The following is a 25,501-nucleotide window of genomic DNA, read 5'->3' as shown; positions in this document are numbered from 1 at the left end:
TAACCATAATTTTCAAAAAATGAAACTTCCACTTCACCTCACTATCGCTGCTTGTTCCGTTTTGCTCGGCTTCAGCACTTCCTGCAAAAAGTTGCTTCAAAAAAATGAAAACGCAACCCTAAATTCCAATGTTAGCCAGCACAACACCGATGCTAACAACATGAAGGGAGGTTTAGACCAAACCGATAACGATATCAACAATGCCCTGGGCGATATCCCTTCCTTCGGGAAAACCGATGGTGCTGAAAACATCCTTTCTTCTCCACTTTGCGGTTGTACAATCGACTCTTCCCAAATTGCTCAAAAAATTCTGTACTTTAATTTCGATGGAGTAACCCCTTGCTTTAGCCCTTCAAGCACTCGTTCCGGACAAATCAAAGTAGAATTGATAAATGGAACAAACTGGAGCCAAGCAGGTGCCGTTTTAAAAGAAACTTTCATCAATTACAAAATCACCCGCCTGTTCGACAATAAATCCATCACTTTTAACGGAGAAAAAACCCTTAAAAATATTAATGGAAACAATTGGTACGGCTTTATTTTGGGTATTTCCAACCTAAAATACCAAGAACGTATGTTTAACATGGCCGTTACCTTCGATAATAACCTTTCGGCTACCTGGAACAGCGCTAGAATCACCGAATGGTCTTATGTGCCCAGCAGTTCTAAAATCAATTTTACTGCCTCGGGTGATACTGCCATGAATGGCTTTACCAATGTTGACAATTGGGGCATTAACCGCTACGGCGACAATTTTACCACTTATTACAACACTCCTATTGTTTCCAATACTTACTGCGGACTTTGGAGATTTAATGCCGGAGAATTGGTGCACAATTTGCCTCAAGGTGAATTTACTCTAACCTTAGGTGTTGACCAATCCGGAAATCCAACTCCCTACACTTGTGCCTATGGCTACAAAGTTGCTTGGGACGTAAATGGAAACTCCAATAGTGTGGTGCTCTCCTATTAAGAATATCCAAGGCTGTTTGCCCCCGGCCTATTTTTCCCCGAAACTCTATTTAGGCCAGGATTTTATAATCGGAATCCAAATAGTATACTTGCGATTACCAATTCGTATTAGTCTATTTTGATTCCGATTATTAGTATATCGTCCACCTGTTCCAAAAATCCCTTCCAATCGTTTAACTCATGCTCCAACAATTCCATTTGCCTGGTTAAGGGATATTGAGCCACTTCCAACAAGGTTTCTTTAAACCGTTTCATCATAAATTTCCTTCCATTGGGCCCTCCAAACTGGTCTGCATATCCGTCCGAAAACAGGTAAAAAGTATCATCAGCCAAATACGCTAAAACCTGGGTAGAGAAAACGGCTTCTTCACCTTCTATTCCACCAATTGGGTTTTTATTTGGATCAAGCCTGTTCAACTCTCCCTGCCGAACATAATACATAGGACGCATAGCGCCTGCATAAAAAAGGTTTTTGGTTGCTCGGTCTATCGTAATCAAGGAAATATCCATGCCGTCATACGTTCTCCGGTTAGCGCGGTTTTGATTAAAAATCCGATGTATGCCTTCGTGGAGAAAATACAATATCTCACCCGGATCAACAAGTTCCTTTTCATTCACTGCCTGATTGAGCAAGTTATGACCAATCATAGACATCAAGGCTCCGGGAACACCATGACCGGTGCAATCGGCAACGGCTAAAATAGACAATGAACCTTTGTTGGCAAGCCAGTAAAAATCACCTCCAATAATGTCTTTGGGGCGATATAACACAAAGCTTTCCTTAAATATCTGAAATTGTCTTAAATCAGGCAAAATCCCTTCTTGTATGTTTCGGGCATATTCAATACTTTCCGTGATGTTCTTATTTTTTTGCTCAATCTCTTCTTTTTGGGTTTCAATTTCCTTGTATGCCAGAGCTAAGTCAATGTTCTTTAACCTAAACAACTCAGTATCCTTTTTGGCATCTTCCATTTCATACCGAAGCATAATGTTTTTTTCCCTCACATTGATGCTTTGTTGGGTAGTGCGCTGATGAAGTTCAAAATGCTTCTTAAAGTAGATAACACTGCTTTTATAATCACCTAATTCCTCATAAGATTTGGACAAAAACTCATATACCAACGAGTGAATACTATAGGCTCGAATGTTCTTGCCAAATTCCTCAGCTTCCTTCAAAGCAGAAATTGCATCTTCATACCTTTTCCAATTGAAATACAATATTCCCTTGCTTTTTAGAATATTGAATTTCAGATTATCAAAATCCTCCTTCCCTTCCACCTCCTTCAACACCTTTAAAAACCAGTATTCGGCATCTTCCAGTTTTCTTAACTTAGAAAGTAAAATGCCATAACTTCCATAAAAATATAGCTTGGTTTTTAGGTCATCACCCAAATCTAAGGTATTTATCCCTTTTAACAGTAATTCTTCGGCAAGCTCATATTTATTAAGCCAATTATAGATATTACCCAGATTAAATACCGATAAGTTGATCTTACTTTTGTCGTGTAGTTGTTCGGCCAGGGTTAAACTGGTTTGATACTGCTTTAAGGCCGATTCAAAATCCATCAAAACCTGAAAATTCTGACCAATTTCAAATTGAATTTTAAACTCTTGTTCCAGATCCTTCAGTCTTTTCACCACACTCAAACTGGCAATTTGAGTCCGGATGGCACTGTCTGTTAACTCCTGTTCTTTATAAAGGAAAATTTGCTCATCATTGGCTTTCAAATAGTTTCTCCAATCTTCCTCCTTTTTATAATTTAAGGAGGCTTGTTCAAAATCCAGAATGGCCAAATTCGCATATCCCAACTCTTTTCGAATGTAACCGGCCTGCATATAAAACTCTCCGGCTAAATAGTAATGCCTATCCAGCTCTGCCCTTTTCGCCTTTTCCAGATACAATTCCAAATCAATGCTCATTCGCTTTTCTACCGAAAGGCTTGAATTGGAATTTGGGTTAGGGTCAAACCGCATGCTGCAAAAGTGCTAATTATCTGAATAATAAAAGTATAATTCAACGGAGACTTGCCCCGACTTGTTTTGTTTTTAGCCTTTTTCTAATCATTTTTAGTATTTGGCGGGCCCCTTTTTGCCCCCATTACCGGCAACCAAATTCCATTGGGAATTGTCAGGGGCAAAAAGGTCACGCTTTCCGCAGTAGTCTGCCTCCACCTCCGCTACCGCTGCGGCTTCAGCAGAGCTACTTGCTCCAATCGTTGCCCGACCTTAGCCCCAACTTTCGCACTCTTTACAACCATCCCGCTCATACAAGTTTTATTTCTTCTTGTTCTCTCCCATTGTTTAATAAATTTTCTAAAAGGTTTTTCCCGATTTATTGTCAAACTCAGTTCGAACAAAACGCCCATATCTTTTCCCTATTTACCGCCTGACAGGAAGTTCCAAACTCTTAATTCCGTGATTTTGTGTAAACAGAAATCTCTTCTGAATTAAATTTATAAACAATTGCTAAACAATAGTTTAAATGCCATTTTAACAAGTTTTTTAACTTTGCTTGCTAGACTAATGGAATGTACTTATATTTGATTAGCTAATACTTGAATGATAGTATTATTCAGTATGGTTTTTAAAGACAAAAATTTAATTAAATCCCCGATTCAATGAAAGTAAAAAAATTACTCGTAGCCTCTATTTTAAGTGTGCTTAGCACTACGGCAGTATGGGCTCAACAAGTCCGTAATTGTGGTACCATGGAATATTTGGAGTACCAAATGCAAAACGATCCGGCATTGTCAGAAAAAATGCAGGAAATTGAACATTTTACCAATCAGTTTATTGCCTCTAACCAAGGAACCGCTAAAGCCATTGTTACCATTCCGGTAGTTTTTCACGTGGTATATAATACCTCTGCTCAAAACATTTCCGACGCCTTAATTTTGGCTCAGTTAGATCAATTAAACAAAGACTATGCTCGTTTAAATTCCGATGCAGGAAGCACTCCAAGCGCTTTTCAAAGTTTGGCTGTAAACACCAATATACAGTTTTGCATGGCTCAGCGCGACCCAAGTGGCAATGCAACAACCGGTATCGTTCGTAAATCCACTACCGTTACTTCCTTCTCCAGCAATGATGCTGTAAAATATACAGCTCAAGGAGGTGACAATGCCTGGGATGCTACCAAATACTTTAATATCTGGGTTTGTAACCTGGGTGGTGGTTTGTTAGGTTATGCTCAATTTCCGGGCGGTGCAGCAGCTACCGACGGGGTAGTATTGCTGTATTCTTCCGTTGGTAGTTTAACTACACCGGGTAGCGCAACACCCTATAATTATGGCCGTACAGCTACTCACGAAGTTGGTCACTGGTTAAACCTTCGTCACATTTGGGGTGATGCCAATTGCGGTAACGACCAGGTGAGCGATACTCCAACTCAGCAAACTTCCAATTACGGTTGCCCAACTTTCCCGCATGTTACCTGCAGCAATGGAGCAAATGGCGATATGTTTATGAACTACATGGATTATACCGATGATGCTTGCATGAATATGTTTACCTCCGGGCAATCAACCCGCATGGCAGCTTTGTTTGCTACCGGTGGTGCTCGTATTGGTTTGGTTAGCTCAAACGGCTGCTCCGCTCCAACAACTACCGGTTGCGGAACTCCTTCTTCCCTAGCCGCTGGTAGCCTAACAACCACTTCAGCCAGCCTTTCCTGGACCGGAGTTTCAGGTGCAGTTAGTTATAATGTACAATACAAAACTACTGCAGCAACTACCTGGACTACCGTTTCAACCACCGCTACAACTTACGCCCTTTCCGGATTAAGCGCTGCAACATCTTACCAATTCCAAGTGCAAGCAGTTTGCTCCAGCCAATCAGGCTCCTATAGCGCTGCAACCGGCTTCACCACAGCAAGTACAACTACAACCTGCACCGATAATTACGAAGCCAACGAAACCAGAACTGCCGGAAAAACCATTTCAACCAATACCGATATTTTTGCTAAAATTGGTACCAGTACAGATAAAGACTGGTTTAAATTCACCACCACCACCGCTGCCAAAAACATCAAAGTGGTGTTAGACCAACTTCCTGCCGATTACGATTTGAAACTATTCAACAACAGTGGAACACAATTAGGCGTTTCTCAAAACACCAGCACCACTGCTGAAACCATTATTCGAAATACCACCAGCACCGGAACTTATTATGTTCAAGTGTATGGCTACAGCAGCGCCTACAACGCCAATTCATGCTACCGTTTGCGTGTTAATGTGAGCAGTTCTTCTTTCCGTACCATCGAAAATGCTGATGAAGAATCCATGGATGTGGTTGCTATGGACGAAGTAAGTTTATATCCTAACCCTAACAATGGTAACTTTATTGTAACTATTCTAAGCGATAACGAAAACGATGTGAATATCCGGGTAAACGATATTACCGGAAAAACCATCTATACCGGCCGTTTTAACTCAACTAAAGGGGAAAACAATTTCAACCTGGATTTGCAAGGTCAAGCCAAAGGAATTTACTTTGTTGAAGTAAATCATGGTGAAACCAAAACTATCAAAAAATTGATCGTAGAATAATCTTGCATTTCCTTATCAAAAAAACCCGGTGAAGTCCTTCACCGGGTTTTTTTTTGGGAATTAACCAAAATAAAACCATTTTATTCCGGATTACGCATTAGAAATGCATAAACGAGTAAAGAAGTTGTTATCAATTTGTTTGTCCAAATTGATAACAACTTCTTTCCCGAAATTTATTCGGGAGGGGTAAACCCAACTAAATCAAGTAGTTCGGATTAAAAAGCCTCCAATAGCTTAATTTGGAAATAATCAAATACCATGAGATAAATACCGATACTAAATCTGTATAAAAGGAAGCAAAAAAAAGTACTTGTAAAATGTAACGAAATGGCTAACTTAATGCCCGATTTGCAGACAAAACTCTGCTTTCTTTCTATTAAACCCTATTAATAACCATTAGCTATGTCCGAAACAAACCCTCAACAGCCTGGGAAAAAATTCCAGATTGGATTAACCATGGCCGGTGCCATCAGTGCCGGAGCTTATACCGCAGGAGTAATTGACTATTTATTAGAAACGCTGCAACGCTGGGAAGAAGTGAAGGGCAAACAAGCTGATATGCCTTCACATGAAGTAGAAATCCCGGTAATAACAGGCGCTTCTGCCGGCGGAATGACGGCGGTAATGATAGCAAAGGCATTATATCAGGAAACAAAACCGGTAGAAAGAGAATTAAAACTAGAAGAGAACTCTTCCAATATTTTGTACGACTGTTGGGTAAACCTTACTGAATCGGTTGGTTCTCCGGTGATGTTGGATCAGTTATTGTCATTAAAAGACTTACAGCGATATGAGAAAATTCCATATTACAGCAAGTTGAAGTCATTGTTTAATTCCAGTTTTATTGAGAATATTGCCAATAAGCATATCCCAAATTCGGCAAGCAATCATACACCGGCCGGTTTTGTTCCAAAAGATTTGGAATTGTTGTTAACCTTAACCAATATTCAGGGATTTAAGTTTGTGGAGAAGTTTAATCCTACTTCAACTAGTTCTACCCAAATGTCAGGGGTGTATAAAGTGGTTAAGCATGCTGATTATGGTAATTTTGTAATAGGTAAGAATAGCTATGCCAACGATGGTAGAATACCGATTGATTTTGGGGCACCTGATCCGCAGGATTTAAACACTTTACGGCAATGTGCTATGGCAACCGGTGCTTTTCCTGTGGGTTTGAGCTACCGGGAGGTCAAGCGCAAAGTGCAGTATATCAAGGACAATCCATGGATCAATCTCGACCCTTCAATTCCCCTGGAAGTAGGGAAGGATCAAACTCACAATGCCTTGATGGTAGATGGTGGAGCTATAAATAACGAACCCTATAAAATGGCTATCCGCTTGCTTAATAAACGCCGTTTGGGAAACAAATCGGAGGATTACCTGTCTGAACCACTTCGGAATGCGGCCATACTCATGGTAGATCCTTTTCCAACAGAAGAAGAAAATGAGAGCAAGCCCAATTTTGACCCCGGTTTAATGGGAATAATTCCGGCTTTGGTTAATGCTATGCAAGAGCAACTGCTTTATTCCTCCACCAAGGGAAATGAATTTTATAGAGAAAGTCAGAACAATCGACCACTTTACCTGATTTCTCCAACCCGAAAAGATAAGAATGCCCAAACAATCGTTGGTAACAAAGCCATTGCCTGTGGAAGTTTGGGTGGTTTTGGCGGTTTACTGAGCAGAGATTTCAGGCAGCATGATTTCTTTTTGGGAAGAAGAAATTGCCAGCGCTTTTTGCAAAAGTACTTTGTGGTAGAATGGAAAGATGAGTATCATACGAATCCGAATCTGTTTGAGAATGATTATTATCAACTAGTTTTATCGGGATATAGCGGAAAAAAGGAAGCGGTTGAACGCTATAAAGTGTTTAATGAAGGAAAGTGGTATGTTCCAATAATTCCTGATACCAAATACAGCAGGGCAGAAGAACAAAATAAAATGGAGGTAAAACAACCGGAATGGAAGAAAATTGACTTTTGCAAGGATATTTACCGGATAAAACCACAAATTAAAAAGCGACTGAAAACGGCAACTTACGCGGCTTTTGATCCGGGATTGTTTGTAAAAGTAGCTATTAACCTGGGATTTGGAGTACTTGGTAATACAGTGAGCGATATGGTATTAAAGCATATCAAGAACGAGCTTGAAAGTTGGGAATTATTGGAGTGATAAGCGGCAACAATTGGTTTGAAAGACGGCAGTATGGGTTTGCACCATCGGGCAGGGATAGAGGCAAGTAGCCCACAGAACCCCAACGGCGCTAGCCTTGGGGGGCGAGGACTACAGCCGAAAGCCCGGTGACTTTTGCCCTGGTGGAAAGCTTTGGGGTTCAGCGATTTTTTTTGGGCAAAAGGCAGCCCGCCAAAGCAACAAACCAAAAAACCTGTTAAGAAATCTGAAAACGAGCAAAACCTTGATTGTTCAAACCAACAGCAGGAAAGGCAATTCCAAAATTTATTACCTTAGCCTCCTTTTATCTTGCGTGTGAAACTGCTTGGTCGATTTTTTTATGCTAGTTTATTAGGTTTGCTCAGCCTGCAGGCCAATGCCCAGTTTTACAACGGGTCGCAAATGACTTTTGGTAAGAACCGCCTCCAGTTTAATGAATTTCTCTGGCAATTTTACCGGTACGAACATTACGATATTTACTTCTATTTGGGTGGTAAAGAATTGGCCATTTATACGGCCAAAACCGCCGAAAAATCAATGGTGGAAATTCAAAAACGCTTTGATTATACCATTGACGAACGCTTGCAATTTATTGTTTACAACAAACTCTCCGACCTGAGGCAAAGCAATTTGGGTCTAAATACCGATGTTACCTATAATACCGGCGGCCTCACCCACCTGGTAGACGGTAAAATGGTTCTGTATTTCGATGGGGACCACCGGCATTTGGAAGAACAAATCAGGGCCGGAATTGCTCAGGTAATGATTGGACAAATGATGTATGGTGGCAGTATTAAAGATGTTATCCGAAACTCAGCCTTTTTAAACCTTCCCGAGTGGTATATGAATGGGTTGATATCGTATATTTCAAAAGACTGGAATGCCGATATAGAAAACCAGGTCAAAGACGGAATCGTTTCCGGAAAGTTTAACAAACTGAATCGTTTAAGCGGGGATCAGGCCACCTATGCCGGGCATTCCTTGTGGAGCTTTATTGCCGATAGTTACGGAAAATCGGTTATTTCCGATATCCTTTACATGACCAGAGTGAGCCGGAATGTGGAAAATGGATTTAACTTCGTTTTGGGCGTTCAATTGAAAACCCTGGTAGAACAATGGCAAGAGTATTACAAAAAACAATACATCGAGCCATTAAAAAAATTGGAAACTCCTCAGGGCAACCTGGTTTTGAAACGCTTCAGGAAAGGTAGGGTTTATCAGAATTTGAAATTGAGTCCGGATGGACAAAAAGCGGCGTATGTAGTGAATGACATGGGTTTGTACCGGATTTTCATAAAGAATCTGGATTCTAAAAAACGCCAGAAAAAGTTACTGAAACAAGAATACCGAAGTGTACAAAAAACCGATTACAGCTATCCACTTTTAGCCTGGCATCCAAGTGGACAACTACTAAGCTGGATTACGGAGAAAAAAGGTAAAATTCTGCTTTCGATGTACAATGTTGATACCCGAGAAATTGATACTCGCCCCTTGCATAACTTCGATAAAATACTGGATTACTCCTATTCGGACGATGGTAAAAAGTTTGCCTTTTCGGCTGTTCAATTTGGCCAAAGTGACATATTCATCTACGACATTATTTCCAATACCTATCTCCAGGTTACCAAAGATTCCTGGGATGATTTGTATCCAAGGTTTATCAATAAAAGTCGTGAAGTAGTATTTAGCTCCAACCGGGTGAATGATACTATAAAACCAAAAGATTCGTCTATTGTTCACCGCGATGCCAACCTCGATTTATTCATTTATGACTACAAAACCAAAAGCCAGGTTTTAAAGCGGGTTTCTTCAACCAAATTCGCCGATGAAATAATGCCTATTGCTTACGACACCTCCCACTTTGCCTACATCAGCGATGCCAACGGAATTCAAAACCGCTATTTAGCCCGAATCGACAGCACCATTGCCTTTATAGATACCATAACCCATTACCGTTGGTTCACCACCTCCTACCCTATCACCAATTACCAACGCAACCTCTTGCAAATGGATGCTGCCCCCAAAGCCAATGTGTTGGGTGAAGTATACTTTGAAAACGGTCGCTATAAATTGTTTACCAAACCCATTTCGAGCGATAAAAAAGAAGAAGTAAAACTAAGTTCCAACTTCTTTCGATCCAAGCAAGAAAAAGATTCTAAACGGGAAACCAAGAAAAAAGAAAAGGTTCAAGCCAAACCCACCCCGGTTGAAAAACCCAAAATTGAACCACCCAAAACTAAGTCCAATCCCGATGAAATTGATATAGACAATTACGTTTTTACCAATGAAACCTATGCCCCAAAGAAAAAGGCCGGTGTGGAACTAATCCGCGACTCCATCAATGCCGTTAACCAAACCAATAACCCGGCAGGCAGCGGAGACAGGTTGTCTAAACGCAAAGAAAAAGATAAACAAAAACACGGAGCCTCCGGACTTGCAGAAGATACCATCACCTTTAAATTAGCTAAACAACGCCCCTATGAAATCCGGTTCTCAACCGACTATGTGGTAACCCAATTAGACAATTCTTTTACCTCCAGCTCCTATCAGCGTTACACCGGTGGAGGCGCCGTTTATTTTAATCCGGGAATCAACGGATTGTTTAAGTTAGGTGCAAGCGACCTGTTCGAAGACTATAAAATTGTTGGTGGTTTTAGACTGGCCGCCAATCTAAATTCCAATGAATTTTTTCTAAGTTGGCAAAATCTCAAAAAACGCCTCGATAAACAGGTGTTTTTCCATCGCCAGGCCTTTTCAAACCCCGCAGCCAATTACCCTAACAAGGTTCAGTCTCACACCCTAAGCTATATCTTGCGTTACCCATTTACTGAGAATTCGGCAGTTAAAGCCACCATTCTGGGTCGCCACGACAGGGTTGCCTACCTGAGTGTAGATGAAGCCAATTTGCGCAAACCGAACGACAATAGCTATTTGGGTGGTGTAAAACTGGAATATATTTTCGATAATACCATTTCAAGAGGCCTAAACCTTTACCAAGGGGCACGTTACAAAATTTTTGGGGAGTTCTATCACCACCTCAACAATACCAATTATTTCGCTGTGGTTGGTGCCGATTTCAGACACTATACCCGCATTCACCGAGATTTGATTTGGGCTAACCGGGTAGCCGGAAGTTCAAGCCTGGGAAATGAAAAACTGCTGTATTACCTGGGCGGAGTAGACAATTGGTTAGGTACCAAGTATGACAATTCTATTCCGGTGTCCCAAACCGAAAATTACCAATACCAGGCCATTGCTACCAATATGAGAGGTTTCTACCAAAATATTCGAAATGGAACCAATTTTGCAGTTATCAATTCCGAAATTCGCTGGCCAATTTTCCGTTATTTGGTTAATAGGCCTATCAAATCCGACTTCATCAACAATTTTCAATTGATTGGGTTTGGCGATGTTGGAACGGCTTGGAACGGATTAACCCCCTACTCTGATCGAAATACCTTTAATACCAAAATTATTCAGGACGGATCACTCACCATTAAGTTAAAAAACACGACCGACCCCTTGGTTTATGGCTTTGGTTTCGGTGCACGAACTAAAATTTTAGGCTACTTTATTCGAGCCGATTATGCCTGGGGTGCAGTGGATGGCATTATTCTAAAACCCATATTTTACCTTTCTCTTAGTATGGATTTTTAGTCTGAAACAACACAAATTCGCTCACTTTATTTTTCTTTAATTGTATGTTGGCGGGCCCCCTTCACGCCTACCAACTACCTGCACAACCAATGTACAGGCAAATGGCGTTCGGGTCACGCTTTCGGCTGTAGTCCTCGTCCCCCTAGGCTATCGCCGTAGGTGTCCTGTGGGCTACTTGCCTCAATCGTTGCCCGGGGTGCAAACCCAACCGGTGTAACTATGAAATGGGCTTGGGATGGTGAATGAACGTGGTTTTTTGGGGGAGGTTTACTTCCACTTGGCCTTGTTTGCAGCGGTGGCAATGGAGAAAGGCGTTTTTTAATGCCAATCGGAGATTTCAATTGCTGCGAAAGCTATTAGAAAGCACCATGCTAATTACCTGCACCACCACGTATAGCTTGCACCCGGGTTAGGGATTGCAGTGGAAATCCTTTTTGTCGAGGCACGAGCAAAAAGATTGGAACGGAAAGCCCGACCCGTTAGGGGAACCCCCCAAAAAAGCACCAACTTGAACCTGCCATAATTTGAATGTAAACATCGGATCCGGTGGGTTTTGAAAAAAATAGACTTAAGGCTTAATTACCCACCTGATTGTGCTGAATTTGGATTTAATACCGATTGCCAATCTGCAATAGGCCAATGATGCATGCCAAAACTGCCAAACAGCTATTGCATCGGCATTTACCACTGTAATTTTCAAACTAGTTCTTGGAATATTTTTCAAATAACATTGGTAAACAGGAGTATAAAAAGCAAATTACTTATTCTTACTCCTGAAGCAAGGCTGTATGGTATGACTGAATTTATGTATTATTGCTAGATAATAGTTATGCAACCAGTAAAGAATTTTCTTCGTTTCCTGTATACCTTTTGGGGTCTTTTCATATTTATTGCCTTTGTAGCTACCTCCTACCCGCTGGCATTGGTGGCATATTGGATTTATGGGAAACGTAGTTTTTTTAAGCTTTTTCCATGGTACCAGGCTTGGAGCAATGCCTGGATTTTTTTGATGGGGATGAAACTGAAAGTGGAAGGATTGGAGTATTTTAAACAACGCAAAGATTATATAGTGGTAGGAAATCATTCCTCGTCCTTGGATATTTTTGCGATGGCATCCGGCATACCAATACCGTTTAAAGCGATGGCTAAGAAGGAGTTAAGTAATATACCGGTGATGGGTTTTTTGTTTAAGGTAGGCTGTGTCAATGTGGATAGAAACGATGCAGAAAGTCGTAAAAAAAGCGTGGAACAGGTAAAGCGAGAACTTCAACAAGGGTTTTCCATATTAATTATGCCCGAAGGAACCCGAAATACCGGACCTAATCCCCTGGGACCTTTTAAAGAAGGGGCTTTTAGGATTGCAATAGAAATGCAGGTTCCTTTGTTGCCGGTGGTACTATTTAATGTTCGCACCCTGATGCCACACCCCACCTTGCTTATTCAAGGTCCGGGTACTATTCATGTTAAATTTTTGGAACCTATTTCGGTGCTAGGTTTAACCGAAGCTGATGTACCGATTTTGAAACAAAGGGTTTATGCTCAACTAGAACAAGAGCTTTTAACCAATGATCCGTATTTTAAACAGCCCTGACTACCATGTACCATTTGATACCTTCCCTAAAAAAAGGGGATAAAATTGGCATTTGTTGCACTGCTCGATTTGTTACTAAGGAAGCCATTCAACCCTGCTTGAATACCTTGGAAGAATGGGGTTTTGAGGTAGTATTGGGCAAGTATATTTTTGAAAAAGACCGTCAGTTTGGAGGCAATGACACCCAACGAACCCATGATTTACAGGCTTTCCTGGATGACCCGGAAATAAAAGCGGTGTTGTTTGCAAAAGGTGGATACGGCACTGTGCGAATAGTAGATGGATTGAGTTGGGATGGATTTAAAAACAATCCCAAATGGTTATGTGGCTTTAGCGATATTACTGTATTACATGCCCATGTTCATCAACAAGTTGGATTACCTAGTTTACATTCGCCAATGTCGCTGAATTTTCAGCCCAATTCGGTAGATGTAGAGGCATTACAACGATTAAAAGATTTTTGGGAAGGTAAAGGATTGGAAGCGATGATAGCTAAACCCCATTCCAACAACCGGTTTGGAAGTTCAGAAGGGGTATTGGTTGGCGGGAATTTGTCAATACTTTATTCCATTTCGGGATCCGATTCAGAATTGGACCTGGATGGAAAAATTCTATTCCTGGAAGATCTGGATGAGTACCTGTATCATATTGATCGTATGCTTTGGCAACTGAAACGGGCAGGGAAATTGAAAGGGTTGGCAGGACTGGTAGTTGGAGGGATGAGTGAGATGAAGGACAATGCAGAGCCATTTGGGCGAACGGTTGAAGAGATTGTTCGGGAAGCTGTGGGCGAGTATGGTTATCCGGTGGCATTTGGTTTGGAGGCCGGACATATATTCCGGAATTTGCCATTAGCACTGGGTTTGCCTGTACAATTAACTGTAAACGAAGCGATTACAACCCTGAAGTGGAAAAACTAAAACCAAAAACAATCAATTGAAATGCGAATTGATTGGAAATACTTCCAGTGAATTTGTGAACTTGTTGTCAGGCGCGCAAATCAAAACGGAATTTTTACTTCGAAATTCTGATTACTTTCATCAATTTGAATGGTGGCATCCGGCACCAGATAGGAATACAATTCTCGCAATTGGTTAAGACCTACTCCATTGCTATCGGTCAAACCTTGTCTCTTCTGTTTATTGTTACGAACCGATAAATAGGATTCGTTAGCTTGAATTTCAATACGTAACGGATACTCTTTGTGGATTTCGTTATGCTTAATAGCATTATCTATTAGCATTTGCAAGGTAACCGGAGCGATGAGTTTATCGAGGCAAGAAGGAGGAATATCAAATTGAATTTGCAGGGCTAAGCCATACCGAATATGGAGTAAGGAAACATAATGTTCAACGAATTCCAATTCGGTCTGAAGGCTTACCTGGTTATTGGAGCTATTTTGCAGAACATAGCGATACACCTTGGAAAGATGTCCCAGGAATTGGGTAGCTAATTGGGGGTTATTATGAATTAGGCTATCGAGCGAAGCCAATGCATTGAAAAGAAAATGTGGATTTACTTGATTTTGCAGGTGGTGAAATTGCATTTCGGATTTTTCCACTGCGAGGGCATGTGCTTGTAATTTCAGTCGGGTTTTTTCTTCAGTAGCCGCTTGCCAATGGGTAAAGAATTCGAAAGCATAAAAAGCGAAATTCATCAGAAGCAGCATCATGAAAACGAGGGTCAGACCCAGAATATACAATGGAGGGGTAATTTCTACCGGAGCATAGGGTTTGGTTAGTTGTGCGCTAACAATGAAAATAGGCATAAACAAGGTGGTAGATACAACCACTTGAGTTAAAACTCTCATCACTGGGCGATTCTCGAAAGGTAATATTCGAGATAGCTGTTTGTTGATCCATTGAACCACATTCCAAATCACAGACATAACTACAAATTGTATGGGCAAGCCAATCAACATGATATAAGCCGGGAAGCGACTAAAAATAGGGTAATGCAAAAAAATTGCAATCCGAATTAAAGTTACCATCAGGCAGAGCAAGAAAATTCCGATGTAGGGGTAATATTTACGGTCTAATTTCATTGGCGAATAATCAAACCATCACTCATTTCGATAATGCGGTGGCCTTTTTCAGCAAACTCATTGTCGTGGGTAACGGCAATGATGGTTTGATTGTTATTTTGGGTCAATTCCATAAAGATATCAAAAACCTTGGTTGAATTTTTTTTATCCAGATTTCCGGTTGGTTCATCAGCCATGATAATGGTTGGGTTATTGATAAGAGCCCTGGCAATGGCTACCCGTTGTTGTTGTCCGCCGGAGAGTTTACTGGATTGTTTCAATGCAAATTCGTCCATGCCCACCATTCGCAGTTTTTCGATGGCTTGTGATTCAATTTCTTCCGTGCTAAACTTTCCGAGTTTTAGGGCAGGAATCATGACATTTTTAAGTGCGGAGAATTCGGGTAACAGGTAATGAAATTGGAAAACGAATCCCAGGTGTTGGTTTCGAAATCGGGAAAGTTCGTTTTGACTAAGTCCGGTAACTACTTTTCCATTAATTTCTAATTGTCCTTGGTAATCGGTGTCCATGGTAGACAGGATATAGAGTAGCGTTGACTTACCGCATCCTGATTTACCGACTATGGAGGTAAAGGTTCCTTTTTCGATACCGAACGAAATACCTTTTAGTACCTGGAAGTCTTCCGGTTCATGGAAGTATTTGATGATAGAGTTAGCTTGAAGTACCATGGTAAATAGGTTAACCTCTTAAGATTTCAACCGGATCGATTTTGCTTGCCTTGATGGAAGGGAAGTAACCGGCAAAGAGGGTTGTAAGGAATCCAAAAAATACGCCTGCTGCATAAAACATGGGGTCGAAATTAACCGGGAAGGTTTCAATTTTCAGAATACTGCCTTCCGGGAAAGGAGTAATGGAGATGAGGTAGCAAAAGAAGTAGCCGATACTAATACCAAGAATTCCACCCAACACACCGATGATGATCGATTGGAGTAAAAATATGGTAACTATGTCGCGTCCTTCGAAACCGGTAGCTTTTAAAATGGCAATATCTTTCATTTTATTGATGATATGCATATTCATGATGTTGTAGATACCGAAACCGGCAACTACCAGGAGGGTAATAGAAACTACAGCGGTCATAACATTTCGAATCTTATCACCGGCAAAGAAAGCAGCGTTGGCTGTTTCCCAATCTTCTGCTTTGTACCCAAACATATTTTCGAGTTGTTTGGCAAAAGGTTTGGCTTGGGTATAATCTTTCATTTTTAAGTGAATATCGGTCACATAACCCGGATCGCGTTGCAGGATTTTTTGCACAGTAGCGAGGGAAGCATAACTTCGGGTATCGTCAACCGTGGCAATTCCAAAACTAAATGTTCCAACAACCTTTAGGAGCAAGGTGTTTCCGAAAGGAGTGGTGATGCTAATGCGGTCACCAATTTTTGCATTTACTTTTTTTGCCAGTCCGGTTCCTAAAATGATTCCTTCCGGATTGAAGAGTAGTCCTTCGATGGATCCGGTTTCCATTTTATTGGTTAGGTTATAGAGTTTGTTTTCTTTAAGGATATCGGTACCACAGATCATTCCGGATATCTGAATAGGACCGTTGTTATAGAAAACCTGGGTTGTTACCTGTGGAGAAACGCCATACACATTGGGCATTTTTTCAATGATTTTGGCAATTTGAATACCCTTATAGATTTTAGGTAATTCGTTCTTGGGTCGTTGATGATGAACCACTACCAATTCATTGGTTTTACCTTGTTTTCTCTGAAGCTCTTCCAAAATTGCCACCCTATCGGTTTTTACAGGGTTGTAAAGTCGAATATGCGGAGAGCCGTCCAAGGCTAAATCGTTTAAAAAGTGGTTTACTCCGGTCATGAAGCTAATCATTACCAGGAACATAGAAATCCCAAAGGTTACACCCAGCATAGCCACAATGCTTTGCTTTTTACGGGCAAGCAGGTGGGTTTTGGCAATCGAAAAGGATAGGGCTAAGCTCATATTTTCCTGTTATTGATTAATCACCACATCGGTTTCCGGACTAAGGCCTTCGAGTATTTGAACAAACTCCATGTTTTCCAGTCCTTTTTTAATTTTCACCATTTTTTTCTCTTTGCCTTGAAGAACCAGTACCGAATCGCCGGGAAGTATGGCTTTCTTGGGTAAGGTTAGAACCTTTTCAGCCTGATTAACAACAATGTTGGCTTCCAGGTTGAGCCCATAAATTTTTACCGGCAAGGGGTCAATAAATACCACATCCACCCGAAAGGATTGTTCTACTTTGTTCAGTTTAGGAAAGATTTTATTCACTTTGGCTTGATACACCTTCCCCGGAAAGGCATCGAGGGAGATGAAAGCTGTTTGACCAATTTTAATTTTTTCGAAATCACTTTCATCCACACTTAATTTGGCCATAAACTTATCTTTTTCACCAACCAATGCGATAGGTTCGTTGGGTTTAATGGCATCTCCAACTTGTTTATAGATTTCGAATACCAAACCATGGATAAAGCTTTTTACTTGTTCATCGCCTTGTTGAAGGCTTATAACTTTGTAATTGCTTTCAGCTTGTTGAAGTTCAAGGAAGGTAGAATTTTTCAAACGAGCCCATTGTTCTTTTAAGGAATTTAAATCGTTTGAGGAGGCTTTGAATTGGAGTTCTATTCGTTCGAATTCAGCTTTGGAAATGGCATTTTGGGCCAGGAGGTTTTTATAGCGAAGGTATTGAACACTATCGTTGGATAGTTTTGTTTTAGCTGTTTGAATTTTATATTTCAAATCCATAAATACCGGAGCGTTTTCCTTGGCGTTTTCTTGGGTAATTCGGTAAATATTGGCTGAAGCATTTTGTTGCGCATCACGGGTATGGGAACTCAATTTAAACAAGGTTTGTCCTTTGGAGATGCTATCCCCTTCCACCACAAAGGCTTGTTCGAGGTAGCCGTCAATATTGGCCAGCACTTTGTATTCATGTTCCGGATACAGTGCGCCGGAGGCATACACCGCTTCGGTTAAAGGTTGAAATTGAGGGCGAATGGTTTGGTTTTTGTTTTTGCAAGCAGCAAGTCCGAGAAAGGACAACCAAATCAGATGGTATTTAGTATTCATTGGTTTTCGAATGAATTAAGTTGTAACAAATTGGAGTAAAGTATTCCGTTGTAATGGTTTTGCCAAAAGTTAATTCGGGCAGTTGAATTTTCATAAAATATATTGAAGTATTCATCAATTCCCATTAAGCCTTCTTGGTATCGAACGAGGGCAATTCGAAGGTTCTCTGCCGCCAGTTCCATTTTCTTTTTCAGAATACCTTCTTTTTCAATGGCCTGTTTAAGTTCATTGGACCAATCTTGATGCTCCTTTTGCAATTGGTCGTAAGCTATTTCTTTTTCTAATTCTGCACTTCGTATTTGCCATTTTGCCGCTTGTCCACTCAGGTGTATAGCCCCACCTTGAAAAATCGGGAAATCAAGTTTCAAACCGATGGTACTATAATCGAAAGAAACGGTGCTGTTGGAAAAGAACTTACTATCTTGAGCCTGGTAAACATATCTACCGCCGATTGAAAGCCTAGGCAGTCTGGCAAGTTGTCGCTCCAGGTATTGACTTTTCGAAACTTCGTAAGCCACGGTTTTCAATTTAAGCAATGGGCGATCGGCATCTTTTCCCAGGCTTTCCGTAGCTTGTAAAGTTTGAATCTCCTTGCCTGGCTTTTGCTGGAATACTGAATCAGAAGCCGGAATATGAAGCAGCAATTTAAATGCTTCATAATTGTTGCCCAGTGCAAAGCGATTGGCTATCAAGGCTTCTTCGATGCCAAGTACCAGAACAGAAGATCTATTAAATTCGGAAGGATTGCTTACATCGTTTTTGAATTTGGATTCCGCAGCATTTTTCAATTCGTTGGCAATAGTTTGATTCTCTAGGTTTAGATCCATTAGTTGTTGAATCATTTCGGTTTGGTACCAAAGCCGAATCAGACTGATTTTTACATTTTCCCAGGCCAAATCAGCATTATTAGCTGCCTGTTTGCGTTTTAGAGCGGTTGTTTTTAAAGCGGCCCATTTATCAGCTTGAAACAATGGCCAGGAATAATCTAAACTGCCTGAGGCTACATAAGGCAATCCAAATGCCACTTTCGTATAACCCTCTCCGCCTCCAAAAAGCTTATTTGGAATAACCTGTGCAGGCATTTTGGTATAGTAATCGAAGGAACCTCCCGCACTCAGACGAGGCATCACTTGTGAAATGGAAAGAAGTTGGTCTACCTTGGCCAATTGTTCACTAATTTGAGCCGACTGTAAGTTCAGATTGTTTTGTTTAGCTAAGTCCAAAGTTTGTTTCAGGCTGATGAGCCGGGTTTGTGCGACTCCTGAAAAGGTAGTAAGTAGTAGCGTCCAAATAAGCAAAATCCAATGTTTCATGTATGGAAATTTTCTGCAAAGGAAAGTCCGTGGCTTGGATTGAAAAATGATTTAACAACGAAGCGGAAATACCAGTCATGGAAACGGAATCCTTCTACTTTGGGTAAATCAAGACTCTTAGATTAAGGTTGGTGGAGAATAAATTCAAGGGGAATTAATTTAGAATTCCCAACAGAAACAAGGTTGACAGAAAGTTTTAATTCGAAAAAGTTGTTTTCTACAAATAAACTATGTTTGTTGCCTGAAAGCAGGTATGTCAGAAAACCCCGGGAAACGTAAGCTATCCTTATTCAACAAAATTATGATGGTTATCAGTGTGCTGATTTCCACTGCATTGTTGTTGACCATGGCATCTTCCTATATCAGTCCTTTAAGTTTTTGGCCCGCCTGGTTTTTGGCTACCGCATTTTCGATTCTGGCAGGTTTGGAGTTGGTGGTATTGCTTTATTGGCTAATTGTATTGCGTTGGCCATTATTAATTCCTATTCTTTGCTTATCGATTAGTTTAATTCATTTCAATCGATTAATCCAATTCAGGCTGCCGCCAACCGAAGAGGAGATTCTGGCTGCACCCGGAATTAATGTCTTATCGTATAATGTGCATTTGTTTGATTGGTATAATTGGCGCAACCCCTGGGAAAAGCGAAACAAAATACTTGATCAGATAAAATCGGCAAAACCTGATATCATTTGTTTTCAGGAGTTCTTTAATAGCCCCAAAGACAAATTTATCACCTTAGATTCGATTATGAAGCAAAATGGGCTCAAGCATTTCTACTTTGAGAAGTATGTATTAAAACAGCCTTTTACCGGATATGGAATGATGGTTTTCAGTCGATGGCCTATTGTTAACAAAGGTCGATTCGAGTTTGAAGATTCGAGAGGGAATGCGGCTTGCTTTGCGGATTTACTAATTAATGAAGACACCATTCGGGTTTATAACCTTCACCTGGAAAGCAATCGATTGAAAAAAGAGGATTACGAATTTATCAGTGATGTTGGCAATGGAAAATCTGATGTAAAATCCAATGGCTGGAAGAATTTAGCCAGGAGATTAAGAAATGCTGCCAAGGTTAGAGCAAGGGAAGCAGATACTGTTGCCAGCCACATAGCTCAAAGTCCGCATCCGGTAATTGTTTGCGGAGATTTTAACGATTCCCCAACCACCTATACTTACAACAGGCTATCGACTGGTTTAAAAGATGCTTTTATTCAAAAAGGGGTAGGTATAGGACAAACCTATGTTGGCACAGCTCCATCGTTTCGGATTGATTTCATTTTACATGACCCTCAATTTGAAACTACTGTTTTTGAAACCCATCCGGAAGAACTAAGTGACCACCACGCCATTTCGGCCAAAATAAATTTGAAAACCAAACCGGAATCAGACTAAGCAATTGGTAAAATGGCCATAGTTATTCGCGAGGTACAAACCAATTTGCCTTCTTCGTTTTTTATTTCTATTGCCCATACATGAGTTGATTTGCCAAGATGGACGGGTTTGGCTGTACCATGTACAAAACCTTCCTTTACCGATCGGATATGATTAGCATTGATTTCAAGTCCGACACACCGAAATTTCAATGGATCCACCACCAGTCCGGCTCCGGTACTTCCCAAAGTTTCAGCTAAAACAACAGATGCCCCTCCGTGCAATATACCAAAAGGCTGACGAGTTCGGTGATCAACCGGCATCTTGGCTGAAATTGAATCCGGAGTTAATTCAGTAAACTCAATTCCCAGGTGGGTATTCATATCCTCCGCCTTAAATTGTTTAATCATTTCAATGGTATAGTTGTCAAACCAAATCATATGTTCCAAATTTTGACAAAAATAAACGGAAGGTTCGCATGACCATTCAATTTGGGAACAATTATGAAATAGAGAAACTTGCCGGTATTTCAGGAACACCATCCTCCATGTGAATCCTGCAACAAGGTAGAAAAAGCTGTTGAGATAATTCTTGCAACTGAAAGGATAGCCCAAACTTTAACAAGACTGATTGGAAAACCCGTTTATCTTTGCCGACTTATTGCAAAAGAACGTGTTGCGCAAACTAGCCTTTTTACTCTCTTTCTTAGTTCTTTCCTTGATTGGATGGGCTCAAAATACCGGAACCATCCGAGGTATTGTTTATGAAAAAAGCACCAACGAAACTTACATTGGTGCTGCAGTTCAAATTCAAGGAACTGCTATTTATTCTGTAACCGATAACTATGGTAACTTTAGTATCAATAAGTTAGCTCCTGGCAAATACACCTTGGTGCTAAAGGTGATGGGATTCGAAGACATCGTTCAGGAGATTGAACTAAAGGCAGGTGAATTGAAAACAGTCAAATTGTATTTAGTTGTTAAATCCAAAGAATTAGGAGAAATTAGGGTAAGTGCTGAAAAGCAGGATGCCAAAATTCTGACCCAGGTTTCGGTTACTAAAATCACTCCAAAAGAAATTTCCAAAGTGCCTTCTGTTGGCGGAGAACCTGAATTTGCTCAGTATTTACAAATTCTTCCGGGGGTTACCTTTACTGGTGATCAGGGCGGACAACTGTATATCCGGGGAGGTTCACCTGTTCAGAATAAGGTTCTGCTGGATGGTATGATTATATACAACCCGTTTCACAGCATAGGTTTGTTTTCTGTGTTTGATGCGGATATCATTCGCAATGCCGATGTATACACGGGAGGTTTTGCAGCCAATTACGGAGGTAGGATTTCTTCCATTATGGATATTACCACCCGGAATGGTAATAGCAAACACCTAAGTGGGAAGATTTCAGTGAATACCTTTGGCTCCAAATTATTGTTTGAAGGCCCTTTTAAAAAACAAAAAGAAGGTAGCGGATTTAGCTCTTTTTTACTTTCTGCTAAAACCTCTTACCTCGATCAAACCTCTAAGTTTTTGTACCAATACAATTTTAATGATACCAAGGCAAAACCTTTTAACTTAGGTAAAGACACCACCGGTTTGGGTATTCCCTATAGTTTCAATGATTTCTATGCCAAAATTTCTACCCAAAGTAACAATGGTTCCAGGTTCAATGTCTATGGATTTTCTTTTAACGATAAGGTTAATTACAGCGCAGTAACCAATTTTAAATGGAATTCCTATGGTGCAGGAACAGACTTTTTAGTGATTCCGGCAGCGGCACCGGTGTTGATTAGCGGAAATATTTCGTATTCAAATTACAAAATTAACCTAACAGAAACCACCCTGCAAAATCGATCCAGCCAAATAAGTGGATTTAATGTAGGTTTGAATTTTACCCAAATTAAACGGGCTAGCGAAATTAAATATGGCTTGGAAGTGGTAGGATTTAATACCGATTTCAACTATTTCACTCCGGCAAACCGTTTCATTCAGCAAAAGGAAAGTACCACCGAAATTGCAGCCTTTGTTAAATACAGAATCAATATTCGTAAACTGGTTTTAGACCCAAGTTTCCGTTTCCATTATTATGCCTCCCTCGGAAATGCTTCTTTGGAACCCAGACTTAGCGCCAAATACAATATCACCGATTGGTTAAGGGTTAAATATGCAGGCGGCTTTTATTCTCAAAACTTAATCAGCGCCAACAGCGATAGAGATGTAGTGAATTTGTTTTATGGCTTCTTAAGCGGTAGTGATAACTTGCCCTCCGAATACAGAGGAAGAGAAATTAAATCAAGGCTGCAAAAAGCTATTCACAACATTTTCGGATTTGAAGTTGATCTGGGTGAACGAGTTAGCTTAAATATCGAAGGCTATTACAAACTCTTTACCCAACTTACCAGTTTAAACCGTGACAAACAATTTGACGATACCGAAGTATATGCTGACGAACCGGATGTATTGAAAAAAGACTTTATCATTGAAACCGGTAAGGCCTATGGTTTAGACGTATTATTCAAATACGAGTATAAACGCTTGTATGTTTGGTTAGGTTATAGCCTAAGCCGTGTTACACGAAGCGATGAATTCCGTACCGATTACAACCCCTTTTTCGACCGCAGACACAACGTAAACTTTGTTACTTCCTATAACTTTGGTAAAGATCTGGCCTGGGAAATCGATTTTCGCTGGAACCTGGGTTCAGGTTTTCCAACAACTCCTACTCAGGGTTATTTTGAAAATTTGAACTCCGGCAACGGCATCAATACCAATTTCAATACCTCCAATGGTTCAATGGGTATACTTTACGGGGAATTAAATACTAAAAGACTTCCTTGGTACCACCGATTAGACTTTAACATTAAACGTCGCTTTGTCTTCAAAAACGACTCCCAACTTGGTATTACCTTGGGTTGCACCAACTTGTATAACCGGGAAAACATCTTTTATTTCGATCGAATTCGGTACAAACGTGTGAACCAATTGCCTATCCTTCCTACCTTAGGTATTACTTATAGTTTTTAATTCGAAAGAGTCTTTTTCCTTAACCCACCGGGTAGTCCTATCCAAGTCAACAAAAGCCGGGTTCATAGCTTGACTAGGTTATTCCGCTTAAGTCTTTGGTAAGGATTGTTTATTTTTTAAAATTCCTAGTATGCGGGCCCCCTCCGCCTAACTACCATTTTGCAAATTTATAACCACCCTGCACAGGCGTTCGGGTCACGCTATCGGCTGTAGTCCTCGGCCCACTTGGCTAGCGCCGCGTGAGCCTGTGGGCTACTTGCCTCTATCGTTGCCCGAGGCGCAACCTCAACCATTCTATTCTTTATCAATCGTATCTTTTGACTATTACAGATTTGCAATCGGTATAAATTATGCCTATTGGACCTAAGGTAGAGTCCAATTTTTTTTCAATAAAATTTAAGAATAAAATTAATACATAAAATTGGACTAAACATAATGTCCATTCGGTATTAAATAACATTGGTAATAAAAGCGGGAACTGCGTTTTAACACAGTTCCCGCTTTCGGTTATATATGTCCGGGGTTTACCTTTTAACTTTGGTGTTGTTGGTTCTACCTCCGGTTGGTTCGGTTGGTGTTGCTGTTTGCATTTTGGTAGCACCGCTTCTTCCCGGTTGAGTCCTTGGCTGTTCGGTTCTTACCGCTTGGCTTGGTTGTTGTCTTTGAACAGTGCTTGGAGCCTGGTAACCCGCATTTCTGGAGTTGCTTGGTTTACGTGTTTCTTGCACATTCGATCTTTCCAGGTTTTGGGTGTTTTGAGGACGTTGGTAGTTATTTTCCATTCTTCCTTGTGGAGCTGCACCTTGAACCGGTTGTTGAGTTCTGGATTGTGCAGGTAAAGCAAGGGTATTTTGTTGGTTAGCTTCTCTTACTCCTATGCTACCCGGAGTAGCACTGCGGCTACCTTGGTAATTTACCACACTGCTTGGGCGAGTTTGGGTTGGGGCTTTGGCAACGGTTGGTCTATAGATACTCACCTGGTTTTGAGAAACATTGCTACGACCGGGTTGGGTACTTTCCCTTACACTAACTGTGTTGATACGAGCTCCACTAGCTCTTTCCACTTCCATTTTTGGAGGTCCAACCGGTGTTGAACGGTGACCATAATAGGTGTTGTTAGTATTGTTGTTATAGTAGTTGTTGTTAAGAATGGTAATGTTGGTTACATTGTTAACAGTAACATTGTTGCCCATATAGATGGAGTTTCCATTTCCTACATAGTGGTGGTGGTTATGCCAATGTCTTTGTCCGATATAACGTGTAGGAACAAAACACCAGTAGTTTACCGGAGGACAATAATTGGTTGCGTATCCATAATTAGGACCCATGGGTGCCCAACCATAATTGCCACCATAGCTTCCCCAGGCTACCCAAGCCGGAGCCCAATCATAACCTGGAATCCATAACCAACCGTAATAGTTGTCGTAGGTCCAGCTACCATAGTGGAAGGTTGCCCAACCCCAGTTATAATTTGAATTCCAGAACCATCCGGTTTCGGTATACATCCAATATCCTTCTGAATAATAGGGTCTAAAGTTTTGTCCGGCCTGTGGCATCCAAACATACCCATAACTTGGGTGAGGCATCCAATAGCCATAAGGTGATAATTGGTCATAAAACACTTGAAAATTGATGCTGTATTGAGCTTGAGTTTTTTCAACCTGACACCAACTAAGTATTCCGGTAAGGATGGTAACCAATGCTAAAAGTCTAAATCGTTTCATGATTTCTAAGTTTTGAAATGACTTAGCCAATTCGCGT

16 protein-coding genes are annotated in these 25,501 nt (G+C 40.7%); 8 read left to right on the top strand and 8 right to left on the bottom strand.

Features of this window, described 5'->3' with window-relative positions; all coding sequences use genetic code 11:
- The first annotated feature begins 19 nt into the window (after nt 1-19).
- Nucleotides 20-973: a hypothetical protein gene (locus tag K1X82_01860; GenBank protein MBX7180829.1), complete on the top strand. Its 954-nt coding sequence runs from the start codon at nt 20-22 to the stop codon at nt 971-973.
- Between the two features lie 107 nt (nt 974-1,080).
- On the opposite strand, the gene K1X82_01855 is transcribed toward K1X82_01860, so the two are convergent.
- Nucleotides 1,081-2,946: a SpoIIE family protein phosphatase gene (locus K1X82_01855; GenBank protein ID MBX7180828.1), complete on the bottom strand. Its 1,866-nt coding sequence runs from the start codon at nt 2,944-2,946 to the stop codon at nt 1,081-1,083.
- Nucleotides 2,947-3,590: 644 nt separating this feature from the next.
- Here K1X82_01855 and K1X82_01850 point away from each other — a divergent pair.
- From K1X82_01850 to K1X82_01830, 5 genes are all read left to right on the top strand, one after another.
- Complete coding sequence (locus K1X82_01850; protein ID MBX7180827.1) at nt 3,591-5,519, top strand: T9SS type A sorting domain-containing protein; 1,929 nt, start codon at nt 3,591-3,593, stop codon at nt 5,517-5,519.
- Nucleotides 5,520-5,921: 402 nt separating this feature from the next.
- A complete protein-coding gene (locus K1X82_01845; protein MBX7180826.1) occupies nt 5,922-7,691 on the top strand; it encodes a patatin-like phospholipase family protein in 1,770 nt (589 codons plus the stop codon).
- A gap of 309 nt (nt 7,692-8,000) precedes the next feature.
- Nucleotides 8,001-11,348: a hypothetical protein gene (locus tag K1X82_01840; GenBank protein MBX7180825.1), complete on the top strand. Its 3,348-nt coding sequence runs from the start codon at nt 8,001-8,003 to the stop codon at nt 11,346-11,348.
- An 829-nt stretch (nt 11,349-12,177) separates the two neighbouring features.
- Complete coding sequence (locus tag K1X82_01835) at nt 12,178-12,939, top strand: 1-acyl-sn-glycerol-3-phosphate acyltransferase (GenBank protein ID MBX7180824.1); 762 nt, start codon at nt 12,178-12,180, stop codon at nt 12,937-12,939.
- Nucleotides 12,940-12,944: 5 nt separating this feature from the next.
- The gene (locus K1X82_01830) at nt 12,945-13,859 is read left to right on the top strand and encodes an LD-carboxypeptidase (GenBank protein MBX7180823.1); all 915 of its coding nucleotides are present in this window, start codon (nt 12,945-12,947) and stop codon (nt 13,857-13,859) included.
- Between the two features lie 80 nt (nt 13,860-13,939).
- Here the strand turns inward: K1X82_01830 and K1X82_01825 are convergent, their stop codons facing one another.
- Genes K1X82_01825 through K1X82_01805 form a run of 5 tightly spaced genes read right to left on the bottom strand, consistent with a single transcriptional unit; the run spans nt 13,940 to nt 19,347 of the window.
- Entirely contained in the window at nt 13,940-14,983 is a 1,044-nt protein-coding gene (locus tag K1X82_01825; protein MBX7180822.1) for a histidine kinase, read from the bottom strand.
- Nucleotides 14,980-15,651, bottom strand: coding sequence for an ABC transporter ATP-binding protein (locus tag K1X82_01820; GenBank protein ID MBX7180821.1), 672 nt, complete (start codon nt 15,649-15,651; stop codon nt 14,980-14,982). The genes K1X82_01825 and K1X82_01820 overlap by 4 nt, the downstream gene beginning before the upstream one ends.
- A gap of 10 nt (nt 15,652-15,661) precedes the next feature.
- Nucleotides 15,662-16,927 carry an ABC transporter permease gene (locus K1X82_01815; protein ID MBX7180820.1) on the bottom strand — a complete coding sequence of 422 codons (1,266 nt, stop codon included), beginning with the start codon at nt 16,925-16,927 and terminating at the stop codon, nt 15,662-15,664.
- Nucleotides 16,928-16,936: 9 nt separating this feature from the next.
- Nucleotides 16,937-18,034, bottom strand: coding sequence for an efflux RND transporter periplasmic adaptor subunit (locus K1X82_01810; protein MBX7180819.1), 1,098 nt, complete (start codon nt 18,032-18,034; stop codon nt 16,937-16,939).
- On the bottom strand, nt 18,031-19,347 hold the full coding sequence (locus K1X82_01805) for a TolC family protein (protein MBX7180818.1): 1,317 nt from the start codon (nt 19,345-19,347) through the stop codon (nt 18,031-18,033). The genes K1X82_01810 and K1X82_01805 overlap by 4 nt, the downstream gene beginning before the upstream one ends.
- A 253-nt stretch (nt 19,348-19,600) precedes the next feature.
- Here K1X82_01805 and K1X82_01800 point away from each other — a divergent pair, with 253 nt between their 5' ends.
- Nucleotides 19,601-20,740: an endonuclease/exonuclease/phosphatase family protein gene (locus K1X82_01800; protein ID MBX7180817.1), complete on the top strand. Its 1,140-nt coding sequence runs from the start codon at nt 19,601-19,603 to the stop codon at nt 20,738-20,740.
- On the opposite strand, the gene K1X82_01795 is transcribed toward K1X82_01800, so the two are convergent.
- Nucleotides 20,737-21,159 carry a hotdog fold thioesterase gene (locus K1X82_01795; protein MBX7180816.1) on the bottom strand — a complete coding sequence of 141 codons (423 nt, stop codon included), beginning with the start codon at nt 21,157-21,159 and terminating at the stop codon, nt 20,737-20,739. The two genes, K1X82_01800 and K1X82_01795, sit on opposite strands and share 4 nt — an antisense overlap.
- Before the next feature lie 190 nt (nt 21,160-21,349).
- On the opposite strand from K1X82_01795, the gene K1X82_01790 reads away from it, so the two are divergent.
- On the top strand, nt 21,350-23,740 hold the full coding sequence (locus tag K1X82_01790; protein MBX7180815.1) for a TonB-dependent receptor: 2,391 nt from the start codon (nt 21,350-21,352) through the stop codon (nt 23,738-23,740).
- Between the two features lie 524 nt (nt 23,741-24,264).
- Here K1X82_01790 and K1X82_01785 read toward each other — a convergent pair.
- A complete protein-coding gene (locus tag K1X82_01785; GenBank protein MBX7180814.1) occupies nt 24,265-25,464 on the bottom strand; it encodes a hypothetical protein in 1,200 nt (399 codons plus the stop codon).
- Nucleotides 25,465-25,501: the final 37 nt, after the last annotated feature.

This window comes from Bacteroidia bacterium (assembly GCA_019695265.1).
Lineage (GTDB): Bacteria > Bacteroidota > Bacteroidia > JAIBAJ01 > JAIBAJ01 > JAIBAJ01.
This window is presented reverse-complemented; position numbering and strand designations above follow the sequence as displayed.